Source organism: Flavobacterium fructosi (assembly GCF_042787335.1).
GTDB classification, from domain to species: domain Bacteria; phylum Bacteroidota; class Bacteroidia; order Flavobacteriales; family Flavobacteriaceae; genus Flavobacterium; species Flavobacterium fructosi.
In genome coordinates this window covers 18,706-35,675 of record NZ_JBHZQA010000006.1, presented here as the reverse complement: position 1 = coordinate 35,675, position 16,970 = coordinate 18,706, and the positions used below count along the sequence as shown (strand labels likewise).

The window sequence follows — 16,970 nt, the reverse complement described above, 5'->3', positions numbered from 1 at the left end:
TTTTTTGTGTATCGTTACTTCAAGGCTAGACATTTTTATACAAATAAAAAGCTCTGCAATATTGCAGAGCCTCTTCAATAAACAATTCTCAACCTTAAATCAAATAATTTATTGTTTTGGTAATACTACTGCATCAACAACGTGAATAACACCATTAGATTGGTTTACATCTGCAATTGTAACTTTAGCAGATTTACCATTTTCGTCAGTAATATATAATTTTTTACCTTTCATCCAAGCGATCAAAGTTCCACCACTAACTGTTTTCAAAATTGCTTTTCCTTTTCCCATTTTAATTGCTTTAGCAATAGCTGAAGCGTTCATTTTTCCGGCAACTACATGATACGTTAGTATAGTTTGCAAAGTTTTTAAATTTTCAGGTTTTAATAAGTTTTCAACTGTTCCTTTTGGCAATTTATCAAAGGCTGCATTTGTTGGAGCAAAAACGGTGAAAGGTCCTTTACTTTGTAATGTTTCAACCAGACCTGCCGCTTTTACAGCTGCAACTAATGTAGTATGGTCTTTTGAGTTTACGGCGTTCTCAATAATGTTTTTTGTTGGATACATTACAGCTCCACCAACCATAACGCTTTTTTGAGCAAAAGAAGTTGCTCCAAGTACTAATGCAAATAATGCAATCGATAAAAATTTTCTAGTTTTCATAAAATCTATTATTAAAGTTATATAGTACATTTACGCTATTAGTTAACTTTTAGTTTTAAAAAAATAAAAATATTTATTAAAGTATTGATTTACAGTGATTAATAAAAGTATCTATTTGAATGATCGAGATATCGTTCTTTTTATATTTTTAAATTAAAAACAAAATGGAGACAAATTATTAAGAGCTAAATAAGTTCAGGAATGGTTCAACGTAAAAAGAATACTGAAATTAATGTAGCAAATGCACGCTACACGCGCATTATGCAAAATGAAACTCTATCATTCAAAAATCGGCTGATACAACCTACAATTAAAAACAGTTACAAAAAGAAAAACGCTTGTAAGGGATGTTTAAAAATCCTGTAACAAGCGTTTTTTATTGTCTAAAAAACGACGCTAATCAAAATAAGCGATGTTTTTCCGTGGCCTCCTTCACATTTGGCGTTTTTTGTAAATAAATTCAAAAATTATTTATCTCTTGTAAACAAGAAACTCTGACCGTTAACCCCTAGAGTAAACTCGTTTTTATTTTCATTAAATTGGATAGTAAGTCCCGCTGCATCAAAAACAAACTTATCTTTTCCGGCAGACACAAGACTTAAATTAGGTTGCCCTTCAGATTTCGCTATTAAAATACCCTTTTCTTCTGAAAAAGCAATTTTTACGGGAATTTGTTTACTTGCAAATGTACCTAAATAAGTATCTAAGATTACATCGATCTCTAATTCTCCTTTTCCGGCAATCCAAGTATTATTATCTGAATTTACATCTGGAAAAACATGTCCTGGGTCAAGTGTTATAGTATCAATTTCTTCGGTTGTATTAGATTTGAAAGACCAACTTTTGTTACGTTCCCATATTTCTACCGGAAGATTAACTCTAATTACTTTACCTGATTTGGATTTAATATCCATGATAACTGGAAAAGGCATTTTTTCTAAATTATCGACAGTGATAATTGCTCCTTTAGCAGGATCATTTTTCACATATTTCACTTTAGAGACCGCTTGGTCAAAACGCCAGTTGTTAATAATCCAACCTCTCCAAAACCAGTTTAAATCTTCGCCCGCCACATTTTCCATAGTACGGAAAAAGTCATCTGGTGTAGGATGCTTGAAAGCCCAACGCTCTGTATACGTTCTAAAAGCGTAATCAAAACGTTCTTTTCCTAAAATTTGCTCGCGCAACATAGTAAGACCTGAGGCCGGTTTGTAATATGCTAAGATACCTAAATTAGCCTCTTTCAATCCATCTGGAGCTGAAAAAACAGGCTCTAAATCAGGATTAGTTAATCTATTTGAAGAACGATGCAAATCTGAAGCGGGTTGCTTGTATTCTCCGTTGTTAAAATCAAGTGAACTCAATGAGTTGATAAATGTATTGAATCCTTCATCCATCCAAGCAAATAATCGTTCGTTTGAACCTACAATCATTGGAAACCAACCGTGACCAAACTCATGATCCGTTACGCCCCATAATTCCTCTTTTTTAGATTCCCATCCACAAAAAACAATACCAGGATATTCCATTCCGCCTTCGTTACCTGCAACATTTGTGGCGGCTGGATAAGGGAATTCAAACCATCGTTTTGAATAATTTTCAATAGATGATTTAGTATATTCTGTTGCTCGACCCCAAGCATCTTGACCTTCACTTTCTACTGGATAAGCAGAAATTGCAATTGATTTTTTTCCGCTAGGTAAGTTAATTTTGGCAGCATCAATAAGAAAAGCAGCTGATGATGCAAAAGCAACGTCTCTGGAATTTTTAATTTTAAATTTCCAAGTTAAAGTAGTTTTCCCAGCTGGTCTAGAATTTGCATTTGTTACCTCCGCAGCTGTTCGAATCATAACCGTTTTGTCACTAGCTGAGGCTTGAGCCCAACGTTTTTGCTGTTCAGCAGTGTAAACTTCGGAAGGGTTTTGTAAATCACCTGAACAAACTACAATATGATTTGCAGGTGCTGTGATTGAAACATCAAAATCTCCATATTCTAAATAAAACTCCCCTGCACCTAAATAAGGTAGCGTGTTCCATCCTTTTACATCGTCATACACACACATTCTTGGATACCATTGAGCAATGGTAAAAATTTTACCATTTTTAGTCTCTAAAACTCCCGTTCTGTCTGAACCATATTTTGGAGAAATATAAGAAAATTGAATTTTTACTTTAATTGAAGTACCGTTGCCATTTAATTCTTGTGGCAAAATAATTTGCATACGAGTATCTACAATAGTAAATTTAGCTTCTTTTTCAACAAATTTTCCTCTCACAGTTGCAGTTACTTTGACAGATTTAATTTTATGACCTCCGTCAAAATCTTCTCCATCTGCTCCGTTACGACTCCCGCCTACTGGGATAACTGAAATTCCACGCGAATCTTTTTTAAATAAATTTTGGTCAACGTTCATCCAAAGAAAAGCCAATTTATCAGGGCTGTTATTGGTATACGTTAATGTTTCAGTTCCAATGATTTCGCTGGTTTTATCATTTAAATTTGCTGTTAATTGATAATCAGCTCTATTTTGCCAATACTTTGCTCCTGGTTGTCCACTTGCAGAGCGCGTTTCTGTTCCATTTTTCGTATAAAAACCAGGTGCAAATGCATTGTGATAATCGTACTTTGATACGTTTGTTTTCGTGTCCTGAGCCTGTAGCGAGGAAACTCCACTAAATAAAGCTAAACAGAATGCAACTTTAAAGAAATTGTTTTTCATAATTCGATTGATTATTTATTTTTTTATTTGTTTGATTACCGATAAGTATAAAAGTGAATCCTTTTGTTACACAGTCTGTTGATATTAATAGAAGATTTAATACTTCTCTATAACGTGAGCGCTACTTTAGTCAAATTGCAATCAAATAAATAGTCTAACAAATAACTAAAAAATAACTCATATTACAACAAGAAAAGGGAATTATTGAAAAGCCAATAGTTATTTAATTTTAAATAGATTTTCCCTGATTTATATTTTTAAACAAATTTTAAAATATATTTACATTTTAAAATTAAAACCTAAACGGCTTTGAAAACAGTAATTAAAAATGCCTATTTAACCGCTACAATAAATAGTTTTGGCGCAGAATTATGTTCGCTAAAAAATAAGGATAATAACGAATACATTTGGGAAGGAAATCCTGAATTTTGGAGCAAGCACTCCCCTGTTTTGTTTCCAATTGTTGGCACCTTAAAAAATAATTCGTATCAATATAACGAAACCGTATATAATTTATCACGACATGGTTTTGCACGTGATATGGAATTTAAATTAATCGATAAAAAGGAAGATTCTGCGACTTTCTCGTTACAATCAACTGAAGAAACGCTGAGCGCATATCCTTTTCAATTTGAATTGCAAATCATTTATACTGTAGACAATTCCAATTTAAGCATTGAATATAAAATAATGAACAACGGCAATTCTAAGATGGCTTTTTCTATTGGAGCACATCCCGCATTTGCTTTACCAGGAAATTTTGAAAATTATTCCATTCAATTTGACAAAGAGCAATCTTTAGAATATTACCTTCTAGAAAATGATTTAATTTCAAATCAAACAAAAAAACTAGAAATACAAGAAGGACAGATTCCATTGACCTATGAATTATTTAAAAATGACGCCTTGATTTTTAAAATATTAAAATCAAAGTCACTAACTATTTTAGAAAATAGAAATCCGTTTTTAAGAGTAAATTTCAAAGATTTCCCAAGTTTAGGAATTTGGACCAAAATGAATGCTCCATTTCTTTGCATCGAACCGTGGTTTGGTTATTCCGACACAAATGAGAATTCAGGAAATCTTTTTGAGAAAGAAGGGATTCAAGTTGTGGAAGAAAATTCAACTTTCAGATCAGAATTCAGCATTGAAGTTCTATGAATTATTAAAATAAATTAACAAGATATGTTGACGATAAATTTCACTCCATTTCCAAATTTAGAAACCGAACGATTACTTTTGAGACGAATAAACGATAGTGATGTAAACGAAGTTTTCGCTTTGCGTTCTAATCCAGAAATCATGAAATATATTCCCAGAACATTGGTTAAAACAATTGATGATGCCTTAGAACATATTGCAATGATTAATTCTAAAATCGAAAATATCGAAGGAATAAACTGGGCTATAACCTGTAAAGATAGTCCAAAACTAATAGGGATTATAGGTCATTACAGAATAAAACCTGAGCATCACAGAGCAGAAATTGGTTATATGTTGCATCCGGAATACAATGGAAAAGGTATTATTACAGAGGCCGTTCAAGAAGTAGTAAAATATGGTTTTAATGAAATGAAGCTGCATTCTATTGAAGCTATTATTGCTCCAGATAATCAAGGTTCTACAAAAGTTTTACAAAAATGCGGTTTTATAAAAGAGGCTCATTTTAAGGAAAATGAATTCTTCGAAGGACGCTTTTTAGATTCTGTTATATATTCTATTTTGAATAAGTAGCGCTTTGAACCTTTAATGAATCATTACATATTATTTATTACAAAAAAACTGATTAATACAATAAGAAAGAATAATCTATACATTTGCAATCAAAAAAATGTTACACCATTGAAAACGCATTGTTCACCGTTCATTATGAAAAATTTATTATTAGTTACCCTATTTTTATTTTCTATCGATTCCCAAAGTCAAACTTACGTAAAAGTAAATGCTTTGACTACTTTATTGGGAGTGCCAAATGTAGGTGTTGAGACTAGTATTGGAAAAAAATCAACTTTTCAATTAGATATTTTAGCCTCACCTTGGAAATCCGTAGATGGTAAGCCGCTTCAATTTTATATTTTTATTCCTGAATATCGTTATCATTTTAAAGAAAAATATAATGGTTTTTATGTCGGAGCACATATAGGTGCTACTGCATTCCATTTCCAAAAATGGAATTATTTAAATACTGACCTTTATGAAAAGGGATTTGGCTATATTATGGGTGCCACAATTGGATATCAAGCTAAAATAAATGATAAGTTTGTATTGGATTGCTTTTTAGGAGGTGGAAACCAACAGGGATTTTACCATGGCTATTATTTAAGTACCGGCGAACGCTACGAGACTGCTCAGCATTGGAATAAAAGTGGCGAATGGTTGCCCTATCGAGGTGGTGTTATGGTTTCCTACCGTATCCAGTAAACGAAAACTATTTGGCAAATTTAGAGAGAGACTGAACATACAAATCCTCAACTTGTTTTCTTGCCCAATCTGTTTTTCGTAGAAAAGTCAAAGAAGACTTTATACTGGGATTGTCTGTAAAACATTTAATTTTAATGAGTTCTCCTAAAGTATCAAATCCATAATATTCTACTAATTGTTCCAGGATTCTTAGCAGGGTTATTCCGTGAAGAGGGTCTTTTGATTTTAAATTTTCCATTTTGCAAATTTAAGTATTTATACAAAAACAATTGGTGTTTCGTAGATTTGTTTCTACCTTTGTATTCCTATGCTGAAAACAATAAATATCTACAATAAAAGAGCCAAATTCGACTACGAAATAATCGAGACATTTACTGCTGGAATTGTTTTAGCAGGAACTGAAATTAAATCCATTCGATTAGGAAAAGCTAATATTACGGAGAGTTTCTGTGAATTTAGCAATAATGAACTTTTCGCAATCAATACTTACATTGAAGAGTATACTTTTGGCAATCAATTTAACCACAAAGCGAGAAGCGAGCGTAAGTTACTTTTGAATAAAAAAGAATTGAAAGGGTTAATTAAAAGTGTTCAAGCCAAAGGACTAACCATTGTTCCTTTGAAATTGTTTACTAATGAAAAAGGAATGGCTAAACTACAAATTGGCCTTTGTAAAGGGAAGAAAACCTATGACAAACGCGAATCCTTAAAAGAACAAGATACTAAAAGAGATCTTGATCGAATCAAAAAAGCATTTTAAATACAAAATTAATTTTTAAAGAATTATTTTTCTATACGTACAAAAATGACTGAATTTGTCAAGACAATTTAAATCTTAATTTAAAAATGAAAACACTACTCAAAAATGCAAGAGAACAAAAAGGACTCAAAACTAGGGAAGTGGCGCAGCTTTTAGGAATTGACCAAGCCTTGATTAGTAAATTTGAAAGTGGCGGCAGAAAACCCACTAGAGATCAAGTTATAAAACTTGCATCATTACTGGAAATTGATTTAGAAACAATACTGGTTGCTTGGCTAAAAGAAAAAATTATCTACGAAATAGGTCAAGATGAATTTGCACTAAAAGCATTACTAGTTGCTGAGGAAGAGATAAGATATCAAAGTAAATCTTCCATTAAAAAAACATCTCCTTCCCTACAAAAAATATTAGACGAAATTGATATTTTAAAGACGAAATTGGATGGTTTGCGTCAGTTCGACAGCTATCATATTGCTCAAGCATTAGAAATGGAATACACTTTTGAAAGTAACCGTATCGAGGGGAACACAATGACGCTTCGAGAGAGTGATTTGGTCAGCAATGAAGGTTTGACTATTTCCGGAAAAAGTATGAGGGAACATCTTGACGTGATTAATCATCAGGAAGCAATTGCTTATATCAAAAATTTGATAAAAAAAAATGCTTCTATTAATGAACGAGAGGTCTTGTCAATTCACAATCTGATTTTAAGAGGTATCCATCCGGAAGACGTGGGTCGTTATCGAAAAGTGCAAGTGATGATAGAAGGAAGCAGTCATATGCCAGCCCAACCGTTTCTGGTTGCCAAAGAAATGGAAGATTTTTTTATTTGGTACGAAACCAATAAAAACAACCTGCATCCTGTAGTTTTAGCTGCTGAAATGCACGAGCGAATACTCACTATTCATCCATTTATTGATGGAAACGGAAGAACTTCTCGTTTAGTCATGAACTTGATTTTATTGCAACATGGCTATATCATTGCTAATGTAAAAGGTGATTACGAAAGTAGAATTCAGTACTATCAGGCACTGGAAACAGCTCAAACTAAAAATAACAAGGAAGATTTTTTATTATTGATCGCTCAAACGGAAAAAAAAGATTTAGAGCGATATCTCAACATTATTGGTCAATAAAAAACCCGTCACGTAATTTAAGCGAGACGGGTTTCTATTTTAATTTTTATCTTCTAATAATGGTACAAATCGAAACTCTCCAAATTCATGTTTTTCAAATTGCGTTTCATTTTTTCTGATTAACAAAGTCATAATTTGTACCTCTTCTCCTAACGGAATAACCAGTCTTCCTCCTATTTTCAATTGCGCCATCAAAGGCTGAGGGATAAAAGGAGCTCCTGCCGTAACAATAATACTATCAAAAGGCGCATAACTTGGTAATCCTTTATAACCGTCACCAAAAGAAAGATGTTTGGGACGAATACTTAGTTTTGGAAACAAAATGGATGTTTGCTTGAATAATTCATTTTGTCTTTCGACACTATAAACCTTTGCTCCCATCGTACACAAAACAGCAGTTTGATAGCCGGAACCTGTTCCTATTTCTAAAATTTTGTGTTCTTTTTTCACTTCTAATAGTTGCGATTGAAAAGCCACCGTGTACGGTTGAGAAATTGTTTGACCAGCGCCAATAGGAAATGCTTTGTCCTGATAAGCATAATCCTCAAAACTGGAATTCAAAAATAAGTGTCTTGGGATTTTTTTTATCGCGTCCAAAACACTTTTATCAATAATCCCTTTTTGTTCCAAAGTGCTTACTAATTGATTCCGAAGTCCTTGATGTTTGGCTGTGTCTTTCAAAATTTAATATTTTATTTTGGCAAAAATAGAAAACAATTTCTAATATTAAATAGTGAATTTTAAATATTAAATTGGCTAAATAATTGTTTCATATCGTTAAAAAATTAATCATTTTATTGCTATTTTTGTACAAATTAAATCATTATGCTGAAAATTGGAGTGTTAGGTGCTGGTCATCTGGGTAAAATACATTTGCGTTTATTACAACAATCTGAAAAATATGAATTAGTTGGTTTTTATGACCCAAACCAAGAAAATGCCGAAAAGGTTTCTAAAGAATTTGGCTACAAACATTTTAGCACCATAGCTACCCTCATTCATGCTGTTGACGTTATTGATATTGTAACCCCCACTCTTTCTCATTATAAGTGTGCCAAAGTCGCCATCAAATCAGGCAAGCATGTTTTTATAGAAAAACCGATTTCAAATACCGTTGAAGAGGCCGAAGAAATTATTGCTTTAGCAAAAGAATACAATGTTAAAGGGCAAGTTGGACATGTAGAGCGTTTCAATCCTGCTTTTATTGCAACTAAAAACATGATTGAGAACCCAATGTTTATTGAAACGCATCGTTTGGCAGAATTCAATCCTCGTGGTACCGATGTTCCTGTGGTTTTAGATTTGATGATTCATGATATTGATGCTATTTTAAGCGTTGTGAAATCTAAAGTAAAAAGTATTAATGCCAGCGGAGTTTCGGTTATAAGTGATACCCCTGATATTGCTAATGCCCGAATCGAATTCGAAAATGGATGCGTTGCTAATTTGACAGCCAGCAGAATTTCGATGAAAAACATGCGAAAATCTCGTTTCTTCCAAAAAGATGCTTATATCTCTGTCGATTTCTTGGAAAAGAAATGCGAAGTGGTAAAAATGAAAGATGCTCCAGAAGTTCCTGGTGATTTTGATATCATTTTACAAAACGCTGAAGGAGTAAAAAAACAAATTTATTTCTCCAATCCAGATGTGGAACAAAATAATGCAATTCTTGACGAATTAGAATCATTTGCTGATGCCATCAATAATGACACCTCTCCTGTTGTAACATTGGAACAAGCAACTGAAGCATTAAGAGTGGCGTACCAAATTATTGATTGTTTTAAGAAGTAGTTTTTGATGGATAATAAATTAGAAATTAAATATGGGAATCAAAAACAGCTATTTGAGATATTAGATGAAGAGATACGTGTAAATTTAAATACTGCAAAACATAAACTTAAGTATAATATCCCCTTAGAAGATATAGAAAATAGTTGGTATATAGAAAAAGGAAGTCTTGACAAAACAACGGTAAGACTTTACACATCACTTTTTTTAAATTTATTTTTAATTTTATGTGCAGTAGCTTTATTAAATAATGCACCTCCATTGGCTCTTAAAATACTTTGTTCATTTCTACTATTACCATTTATTTTTATGCTAATAAAAAATATTAGGGAATATGAAGAGAAACACATAAAATCTTCAAAACATTTATATTTCATATATACTAAAAAAAATGCTGTAGAAGTTAATACGTTTATAGAACTAGTGTATCAAAAGCAAATTGATTTTTTTAGAAAGAAATATTTTTTAATAGATCCTGTTTTACCATATAATATTCAATATGAAAGATATATTTGGCTCTACACTAATAAATATATCAATGAAAATGAATACGAAGTAATAAAAGAAGATTTAGATAAATACTTCAATTTTAATCCAACCATATAACATGAAAACAATAGCCGTAATCGGAGCAGGAACAATGGGCAACGGAATTGCTCATACATTTGCCCAAAGTGGTTTTACCGTTAAATTAATAGATGTTTCCGAAAAATCTTTAGATAAAGGAATGGCTACTATTGCTGCCAATTTAGACAGAATGCTAGCAAAAGGAACCATAACCGAAGAAGATAAGGCAAGAACAATTACTAATATAATCACTTACACCGATATTAAAGATGGTGTTGTAGGTGCAGATTTAGTTATTGAAGCCGCTACCGAAAATGTAGAATTAAAACTAAATATTTTCAAGCAATTGAATGAGACATGTTCTCCCGATACAATTTTGGCAACCAATACTTCTTCGATTTCAATTACTCAAATCGGAGCAGTTGTGGCACATCCGGAACGTGTTATAGGAATGCACTTTATGAATCCGGTACCTATCATGAAATTGGTAGAAATTATTCGTGGCTACAATACTTCTGACGAAGTGACTAAAACCATTATGGATTTATCTGAAAAATTAGGAAAAACGCCTGTTGAAGTAAACGATTATCCTGGTTTTGTTGCCAATAGAATTTTGATGCCCATGATCAATGAAGCAATCGAAACTTTATACAACAAAGTTGCTGGAGTTTATGAAATTGACACCGTAATGAAACTAGGAATGGGTCACCCAATGGGACCTTTACAATTGGCCGACTTTATTGGACTTGATGTATGTTTGGCCATTTTAAACGTAATGTACGACGGTTTCAAAAACCCAAAATATGCACCGTGTCCTTTATTAGTAAATATGGTTCGGGCAGGGAAAATGGGTGTGAAATCTGGCGAAGGTTTCTATGATTATTCCGGAAGCAAAAAAGCGGAGAAGATTTCTAAACAATTTATTTAATCTCAATATTAAAAAGTCGAAAGTCTTAAAGTTAATTTCTTTAGACGTTCGACTTTAGGACTTTTGACATAATTATGGCTAAAATAGTTCCTTTTAAAGCAGTTCGTCCTACTCGTGATAAAGTTTGCCTCGTCACCTGTCGTTCTTATGAAGAATATATGAATGCCGAGTTAGCAGCACAATTGGATTTTAATCCCTTGTCCTTTTTGCATATTCTAAAACCGGCCTATACCAATCAGGAAACTGTTTCTTTTGAAAAAAGATACAGACTAGTACATCAAAAATATCAGCAATTCAAAAATGAAATTATTTTAGTTAAGGATAAAAAGCCGGCTATCTATATTCATAAGATTGTTACCAAAACACATTCTTTCACCGGAATTATTGTGGGAACAAGTGTTGAAGATTACCGCAATAATGTCATAAAAAAACATGAAGATATCTTAGCTTTTAGAGTTCAGTTGCTGAAAGATTATATGAAATATGCCGAGTTTAACACGGAGCCTGTTTTAATGACGTATACTGATAATAAGACAATAGAAAATTGGATTTATAATTGCACACAAAAATTAGCCGATTTCGAATTCTCAACTACCAAAAAAGAAATTCATTATTTATGGAAAATTGAAGATTTATTAGAGATTAGTTGGTTGCAAAATATATTTGATAAAACAGAAAGTCTATATATTGCTGACGGACATCATCGTACGGAAGCTTTAAAATTATTATCTGAAGAAAATAAAGACCCAGAAAACACTGCAAAAGATTATATTCTAAGTTATTTAATTTCCGAAAATAACGTTAAGATTTATGAATTTAATCGACTGGTGAAAGATTTGAATGGTTTCTCAAAAGAAGATTTCATTAAGGAACTGGCTAAGGATTTTATTATTGAAAATAAATATAAGCAACCTTTTCAGCCTTCTGAAAAACATCAGTTCGGAATGTATCTCGACAATGATTTTTATAGCCTAATTTTACGAAAAGAAAATGAAGTTTCCGAAACTGCTTTGGAAAGTTTAGACACACAAATTCTGTACAAAAAAGTACTAATGCCTCTTCTTGGAATCGAAGATTTACGCAATGACGAACGCATCGAGTATATCTCAGGAAAGCAATCCATTTTAGAAGTAAAACAAAAAATTGATCAGGGAGAATTTGAAGCTGGTTTTATTCTCTTTCCGTCAAATATATCAGAAATTAAAGCTTTAGCTGATAACAATTTGATTATGCCTCCAAAAAGCACTTACATCGAACCGAAGTTTAGAAGTGGTTTAGTAATTTATGAACTTTGATTATACACTAATAAATTAAAAGATTAAAAAATGTCAATAGCTCAAAACTTACTTTCAATAAAATCCACATTACCGGAACATGTAACTTTGGTGTCTGTTTCTAAAACCAAACCCATTCTCGACTTGATGGAAGCTTATGAAGCAGGACAACGCATTTTTGGAGAAAACAAAATCCAGGAAATGGAGGAAAAATGGGACCAAATGCCAAAAGACATTCAATGGCATATGATTGGTCATGTACAGACGAATAAGGTCAAATTTATGGCGCAATTTGTGAGCCTCATTCATGGAGTGGATAGTTTAAAATTATTGCAGGAAATCAATAAGCAAGCGCAAAAAAATAACAGAATTATTGATTGTTTATTGCAAATACATATTGCCGAAGAAGAAACTAAATTTGGTCTTGACGAGCAGGAACTAGCTTCACTCTTATCTTCTAATGATTTTCAAGAAATGAAAAATATTCAAGTGGTAGGATTGATGGGAATGGCCACATTTACAGATGACAAAAAACAAATTAAGAAAGAATTCACTCATTTGAAATCGATTTTTGATGGATTACGACCACTAAAAACTGTAAACTGTAAACTGAAAACTATTTCCATGGGAATGTCCGGAGACTATCAACTGGCAATTGAATGTGGAAGCACCATGGTTCGAATAGGAAGTAGTATCTTTGGAGGAAGAATTTGATTTTCAAATTTCGATTAACGATTTTTGACTTCAGATGTTTCACAACTCGAAACATTAAACATTAAACAAAAAATTTGTACGCAATACTCGACATAGAAACCACTGGAGGACAATTCAACGAAGAAGGAATCACTGAAATCGCTATCTATAAATTTGACGGCCATGAAGTGGTGGATCAATTCATAAGTTTGGTTAATCCAGAAATTCCAATTCAGCCTTTTGTAGTTAAATTGACTGGAATCAATAATGAAATGTTGCGCTCTGCTCCCAAATTTTTTGAAGTAGCCAAACGCATTATTGAAATGACAAATGATTGCGTAATTGTAGCACACAATGCTTCTTTTGATTATAGAATTCTTCGAACTGAATTTAGACGATTAGGCTATGATTTTGAGGCAAGAACACTTTGTACCGTTGAATTGTCAAAAAAATTATTACCAGAGCAACCTTCACATAGTTTGGGCAAACTCGTTCGTGCCCTTGGAATCCCAATGGCCGATAGACATCGGGCGAGTGGTGATGCAATGGCTACAGTAAAGCTATTCAAAATGCTATTAGACAAAGATTTAGAAAAAGAAATCGTAAAAGATTTTATTAAACTCGAAGTTGAAAAAGGAATTGCTCCAAAACTACTCGATATCATTGCTAGTTTACCTTCTACAACTGGCATCTATTACATTCATAATGAAAAAGGCAACTTAGTTTATATTGGCAAAAGTCTAAACATAAAAAAACGTGTCAACCAGCATTTCACGGGAACTACAACTAAATGCAAAAAAATTCAAGCAGAAGTTTTCACGGTAACTTATGATGAAACAGGAAGCGAATTGATTGCTTTATTAAAAGAAAGCCAAGAAATAAAAATCAACAAACCTATTCATAACCAAGCACAAAGAAAAAGTATTTTCCAACTGGCTTTGTATGCAGAGAAAGATGAAAAGGGATATTTGAATCTAAAATTGCAAAAAGCAGATGGCCGAAAAAAAGAAATTACTTCGTTCACTTCCTTGCAAGAAGGGAAAAATGCTTTGTTTAGAATTACTTCAGCTTACAATTTGTGTCAAAAATTAACAGGTTTATATGTCACTAAAACAAACTGTTTTCAATACAGCATAAAAGAGTGTGACGGAGCCTGTCTTGGGCAAGTTCCCCCCGAAGAATACAATATAAGAGTTCAAGGTTTTATTGACAAAATTAGCTTTGAAAATCAAAATATGCTATTAATTGATAAAGGGCGAACCATCAACGAGCGAAGTGCTGTTCTAATAGAAAACGGAATTTATAAAGGATATGCATTTTATGATTTGAATTATCAAATTCACAATATTGAAATCCTTAAAAATATTATTATACCAATGCAAAATAACAGGGACACTAAGAATATCATTCAAGGTCATGTTCGAAAAAGTAAAACATTGAAAATAATCAAGTTTTAAGTTTTATTTAAAGTCCATTTTAGCCATTCGTTATAACAAAACATGAAATACTTAATTACTATAGTTGGCCCTACCGCCATTGGAAAAACTTCTCTGAGTATTGTTTTAGCAGATTATTTCAATTGCGAAATTATTTCTTGTGACAGCCGACAGTTTTTCAAGGAAATGACCATTGGAACAGCAGTTCCCAGCAAATCAGAATTAGCGTCTGCGAAGCACCATTTCATTCAAAACAAATCGATCTTTGAAAATTACACCGTTGGTGATTTTGAGAAACAGGCCACGGCTAAACTCGACGAATTGTATTTGAAAAATGATTATGTGATTTTAGTGGGTGGATCTGGTTTGTATGTTGATGCCATTCTAAAAGGTTTTGACGAATTTCCTGAAATTGATATTTCGGTGCGTTCAGAAATAACGGCTAATTACGAAAAATTAGGAATTCGTTATTTACAACAAAAACTGGAAGCATTAGATCCTGGTTATTATAAAACCCTGCTCTTAGAAAATCCGCAAACGATACAAAACCCACAACGAATGATGCGTTTTGTGGAAGTTTGTATAGGTTCAGGAAAACCGTATTCTTCTTTTCTAAATCAGAAGCAAAACAGTCGAAACTTCACTACCATCCTTATTGGTTTAGAGGCTGATAGAAAGATAATTTATAACCGAATCAATCAACGTGTTGATATAATGATGAACGAAGGTCTTTTGGCTGAAGCCAAAAGTTTACTTCCAAACAAAGAATTGAATGCACTGCAAACCGTAGGCTATAGAGAATTATTCAGTTATTTTTATCGTGAAATTTCATTGGAATTTGCCATCGAAGAAATAAAGAAAAATACAAGACGATTTTCTAAACGACAACTGACTTGGTTCAAAAGAAATCAAAATACCAAATGGTTTGATTTTGAAACACCTTATGACGTTATTGTAAATTACATCAATTCAAAAAAGTAAATAAATCTAAATCTAAGAATACAAATTTATAATTATATATATGCCAATAGCACCGAATTTTACGTCCATTTTAAGCAAAGACTGGGAAATAAATTTTACACAATGTGCTCCAAATGGCTATTTAAAATATACCGACTTATGTAATATTTTACAGTTAACAGCTGCGGCGCATTCAGAGATTGGAGGCATTAGTTTCTTAGATATGCAAGAATTCAATCAGGCTTGGGTTTTAAGCAGGATGCGAGTTGAAATAGATGTATTACCTAAATGGGGTGATATTGTGACGGTAAAAACGTGGATTAACTCTTTAGAAAAATCTCGTTCCGTACGTGCGCTAGAAATGTGTTTTAATGGAAAGAAGATCGTAGGTTCTGAGACTTTTTGGGCCGTTTTTAACACCCAAAAGCGACGTCCGGAAGCATTGGCATTACCTTTTGAACATTTTGAATTGTATCCCGATACAAGAGCCACAAAACATGGTTTTTCAAAAATTAATTTGAATCATGAAAAAGAGACTGTATTTGCGAAAACGGTTTTCTTATCCGATTTAGATATTGTAAATCATGTAAATAATGTAAAATATCTGGAATGGTGTCTGGATCTTGCCGACGAAAAACTAATTCTAAATCAAAAAATAGAAAGTTTAGAAATGAATTTCATGAAGGAGTTATCTATGAAAGATCAGGTACTCATTCACGCGAGTTTGAATGAAACAGAAACTATTTTTAGTATTACAAAAGAAGATAAAACCAGTTTTGCTTTACAATTGAATTGGAAATAGGATAAAATTTATACAAAGCCATATACCCGAAGTGAAATAGTTAACACAATATCCGAGAAATAAATAGCTCCAAAAAAAATGGCTCCGATTTCTCAGAGCCTTTTTTTATTATGCTACTTTGTTTTTTACAACTAGTCTAAATCCTTCACCGTGAATATTAAGGATTTCTACATCTTCATCTAATTTAAGATATTTTCTTAGTTTAGCGATATAAACATCCATACTTCTAGAGGTGAAATAGTTATCATCTCTCCAAATTTTTGTTAAAGCCAATTCTCTTGGCATCAAATCATTTTCGTGAAGAATCAACATTTTCAATAACTCATTCTCTTTTGGAGACAATTTAATAGGCTCTTCATTGTTAAAAGTTAAAAAGCGAAGTTTTGAATTAAAGTGAAATTTTCCAATATTAAATTCAAATTGTGCTTGTTCCGCTTTAGTATCAGATGATTTTCTTTGAATAATAGCTTTGATTTTCATCAAAAGCACTTCTGAATCAAAAGGCTTGTTCAAATAATCATCAGCACCTGCCTTATATCCTTTTAAAACATCCTCTTTCATAGATTTTGCTGTCAAAAAAATAATTGGGACTTCATTGTTTTTCTCTCTTATTTCTTTTGCTAAAGTATAACCATCTTTGTATGGCATCATAACATCCAGAATACACAAATCGAAAGTGTCTTTTTTGAATTTTTCAAATCCTTCCATTCCATTTTTTGCTAAAGTAACATCAAAATCATTTAGCATTAAATAATCTTTTAGCACCGCTCCAAAATTCAGGTCATCTTCAACTAAAAGTATTTTTTTATTTACATTTTCCAT

Annotated in this window: 18 protein-coding genes; 13 read left to right on the top strand and 5 right to left on the bottom strand. The window is 32.4% G+C overall.

Annotation, left to right across the window (positions count from 1 at the left end; translation table 11 throughout):
• Positions 1-108: 108 nt before the first annotated feature.
• Positions 109-663 (bottom strand): fasciclin domain-containing protein, encoded by a 555-nt coding sequence (locus tag ACFX5D_RS10650; protein ID WP_379858179.1) that lies wholly within the window; start codon positions 661-663, stop codon positions 109-111.
• A gap of 467 nt (positions 664-1,130) precedes the next feature.
• Entirely contained in the window at positions 1,131-3,383 is a 2,253-nt protein-coding gene (locus ACFX5D_RS10645; protein WP_379858178.1) for a M1 family metallopeptidase, read from the bottom strand.
• Positions 3,384-3,692: 309 nt separating this feature from the next.
• Here ACFX5D_RS10645 and ACFX5D_RS10640 point away from each other — a divergent pair, with 309 nt between their 5' ends.
• The 3 genes from ACFX5D_RS10640 (at position 3,693) to ACFX5D_RS10630 (ending at position 5,804) form a co-directional block, all read left to right on the top strand.
• The gene (locus tag ACFX5D_RS10640; RefSeq protein WP_379858177.1) at positions 3,693-4,544 is read left to right on the top strand and encodes an aldose 1-epimerase family protein; all 852 of its coding nucleotides are present in this window, start codon (positions 3,693-3,695) and stop codon (positions 4,542-4,544) included.
• A gap of 24 nt (positions 4,545-4,568) precedes the next feature.
• The gene (locus tag ACFX5D_RS10635) at positions 4,569-5,117 is read left to right on the top strand and encodes a GNAT family N-acetyltransferase (protein WP_379858176.1); all 549 of its coding nucleotides are present in this window, start codon (positions 4,569-4,571) and stop codon (positions 5,115-5,117) included.
• A gap of 135 nt (positions 5,118-5,252) precedes the next feature.
• Positions 5,253-5,804: a DUF3575 domain-containing protein gene (locus ACFX5D_RS10630; protein ID WP_379858175.1), complete on the top strand. Its 552-nt coding sequence runs from the start codon at positions 5,253-5,255 to the stop codon at positions 5,802-5,804.
• Positions 5,805-5,811: 7 nt separating this feature from the next.
• On the opposite strand, the gene ACFX5D_RS10625 is transcribed toward ACFX5D_RS10630, so the two are convergent.
• A complete protein-coding gene (locus tag ACFX5D_RS10625; RefSeq protein ID WP_379858174.1) occupies positions 5,812-6,042 on the bottom strand; it encodes a VF530 family protein in 231 nt (76 codons plus the stop codon).
• 69 nt (positions 6,043-6,111) lie between these two features.
• Between ACFX5D_RS10625 and smpB the strand changes: the two genes are divergently transcribed.
• The gene (gene smpB, locus ACFX5D_RS10620) at positions 6,112-6,564 is read left to right on the top strand and encodes an SsrA-binding protein SmpB (protein ID WP_379858173.1); all 453 of its coding nucleotides are present in this window, start codon (positions 6,112-6,114) and stop codon (positions 6,562-6,564) included.
• 86 nt (positions 6,565-6,650) lie between these two features.
• Complete coding sequence (locus tag ACFX5D_RS10615) at positions 6,651-7,700, top strand: Fic family protein (RefSeq protein ID WP_379858172.1); 1,050 nt, start codon at positions 6,651-6,653, stop codon at positions 7,698-7,700.
• A gap of 39 nt (positions 7,701-7,739) precedes the next feature.
• Here ACFX5D_RS10615 and ACFX5D_RS10610 read toward each other — a convergent pair whose 3' ends face one another.
• Entirely contained in the window at positions 7,740-8,381 is a 642-nt protein-coding gene (locus ACFX5D_RS10610) for a protein-L-isoaspartate(D-aspartate) O-methyltransferase (protein ID WP_379858171.1), read from the bottom strand.
• 144 nt (positions 8,382-8,525) lie between these two features.
• Between ACFX5D_RS10610 and ACFX5D_RS10605 the strand changes: the two genes are divergently transcribed.
• The 8 genes from ACFX5D_RS10605 (at position 8,526) to ACFX5D_RS10570 (ending at position 16,148) form a co-directional block, all read left to right on the top strand.
• Positions 8,526-9,491 carry a Gfo/Idh/MocA family protein gene (locus ACFX5D_RS10605; RefSeq protein WP_379858170.1) on the top strand — a complete coding sequence of 322 codons (966 nt, stop codon included), beginning with the start codon at positions 8,526-8,528 and terminating at the stop codon, positions 9,489-9,491.
• Between the two features lie 6 nt (positions 9,492-9,497).
• On the top strand, positions 9,498-10,094 hold the full coding sequence (locus ACFX5D_RS10600) for a hypothetical protein (protein ID WP_379858169.1): 597 nt from the start codon (positions 9,498-9,500) through the stop codon (positions 10,092-10,094).
• 1 nt (position 10,095) lies between these two features.
• Positions 10,096-10,983: a 3-hydroxyacyl-CoA dehydrogenase family protein gene (locus tag ACFX5D_RS10595; RefSeq protein ID WP_379858168.1), complete on the top strand. Its 888-nt coding sequence runs from the start codon at positions 10,096-10,098 to the stop codon at positions 10,981-10,983.
• A 74-nt stretch (positions 10,984-11,057) separates the two neighbouring features.
• On the top strand, positions 11,058-12,278 hold the full coding sequence (locus ACFX5D_RS10590; protein ID WP_379858167.1) for a DUF1015 domain-containing protein: 1,221 nt from the start codon (positions 11,058-11,060) through the stop codon (positions 12,276-12,278).
• Between the two features lie 30 nt (positions 12,279-12,308).
• Positions 12,309-12,971, top strand: a complete 663-nt coding sequence (locus ACFX5D_RS10585) for a YggS family pyridoxal phosphate-dependent enzyme (RefSeq protein WP_379858166.1) — start codon at positions 12,309-12,311, stop codon at positions 12,969-12,971.
• A 74-nt stretch (positions 12,972-13,045) separates the two neighbouring features.
• Positions 13,046-14,407, top strand: a complete 1,362-nt coding sequence (locus ACFX5D_RS10580; RefSeq protein ID WP_379858165.1) for an exonuclease domain-containing protein — start codon at positions 13,046-13,048, stop codon at positions 14,405-14,407.
• 42 nt (positions 14,408-14,449) lie between these two features.
• Positions 14,450-15,367: a tRNA (adenosine(37)-N6)-dimethylallyltransferase MiaA gene (gene miaA / locus ACFX5D_RS10575; RefSeq protein ID WP_379858164.1), complete on the top strand. Its 918-nt coding sequence runs from the start codon at positions 14,450-14,452 to the stop codon at positions 15,365-15,367.
• Positions 15,368-15,407: 40 nt separating this feature from the next.
• Entirely contained in the window at positions 15,408-16,148 is a 741-nt protein-coding gene (locus ACFX5D_RS10570) for an acyl-[acyl-carrier-protein] thioesterase (RefSeq protein ID WP_379858163.1), read from the top strand.
• A gap of 108 nt (positions 16,149-16,256) precedes the next feature.
• Here the strand turns inward: ACFX5D_RS10570 and ACFX5D_RS10565 are convergent, their stop codons facing one another.
• On the bottom strand, positions 16,257-16,970 hold the full coding sequence (locus ACFX5D_RS10565; RefSeq protein ID WP_073206317.1) for a response regulator transcription factor: 714 nt from the start codon (positions 16,968-16,970) through the stop codon (positions 16,257-16,259).

Excerpts from the sequence above, each read along its gene's own strand:
- ACFX5D_RS10605 (WP_379858170.1), top strand. The coding sequence starts at position 8,526 with ATGCTGAAAATTGGAGTGTTAGGTGCTGGTCATCTGGGTAAAATACAT.
- ACFX5D_RS10600 (WP_379858169.1), top strand. The coding sequence starts at position 9,498 with ATGGATAATAAATTAGAAATTAAATATGGGAATCAAAAACAGCTATTT.
- ACFX5D_RS10615 (WP_379858172.1), top strand. The coding sequence starts at position 6,651 with ATGAAAACACTACTCAAAAATGCAAGAGAACAAAAAGGACTCAAAACT.
- ACFX5D_RS10650 (WP_379858179.1), bottom strand. The coding sequence starts at position 663 with ATGAAAACTAGAAAATTTTTATCGATTGCATTATTTGCATTAGTACTT.
- ACFX5D_RS10565 (WP_073206317.1), bottom strand. The coding sequence starts at position 16,970 with ATGGAAAATGTAAATAAAAAAATACTTTTAGTTGAAGATGACCTGAAT.
- ACFX5D_RS10635 (WP_379858176.1), top strand. The coding sequence starts at position 4,569 with ATGTTGACGATAAATTTCACTCCATTTCCAAATTTAGAAACCGAACGA.
- ACFX5D_RS10630 (WP_379858175.1), top strand. The coding sequence starts at position 5,253 with ATGAAAAATTTATTATTAGTTACCCTATTTTTATTTTCTATCGATTCC.
- ACFX5D_RS10595 (WP_379858168.1), top strand. The coding sequence starts at position 10,096 with ATGAAAACAATAGCCGTAATCGGAGCAGGAACAATGGGCAACGGAATT.
- ACFX5D_RS10645 (WP_379858178.1), bottom strand. The coding sequence starts at position 3,383 with ATGAAAAACAATTTCTTTAAAGTTGCATTCTGTTTAGCTTTATTTAGT.
- miaA (WP_379858164.1), top strand. The coding sequence starts at position 14,450 with ATGAAATACTTAATTACTATAGTTGGCCCTACCGCCATTGGAAAAACT.
- smpB (WP_379858173.1), top strand. The coding sequence starts at position 6,112 with ATGCTGAAAACAATAAATATCTACAATAAAAGAGCCAAATTCGACTAC.
- ACFX5D_RS10585 (WP_379858166.1), top strand. The coding sequence starts at position 12,309 with ATGTCAATAGCTCAAAACTTACTTTCAATAAAATCCACATTACCGGAA.
- ACFX5D_RS10570 (WP_379858163.1), top strand. The coding sequence starts at position 15,408 with ATGCCAATAGCACCGAATTTTACGTCCATTTTAAGCAAAGACTGGGAA.
- ACFX5D_RS10590 (WP_379858167.1), top strand. The coding sequence starts at position 11,058 with ATGGCTAAAATAGTTCCTTTTAAAGCAGTTCGTCCTACTCGTGATAAA.
- ACFX5D_RS10625 (WP_379858174.1), bottom strand. The coding sequence starts at position 6,042 with ATGGAAAATTTAAAATCAAAAGACCCTCTTCACGGAATAACCCTGCTA.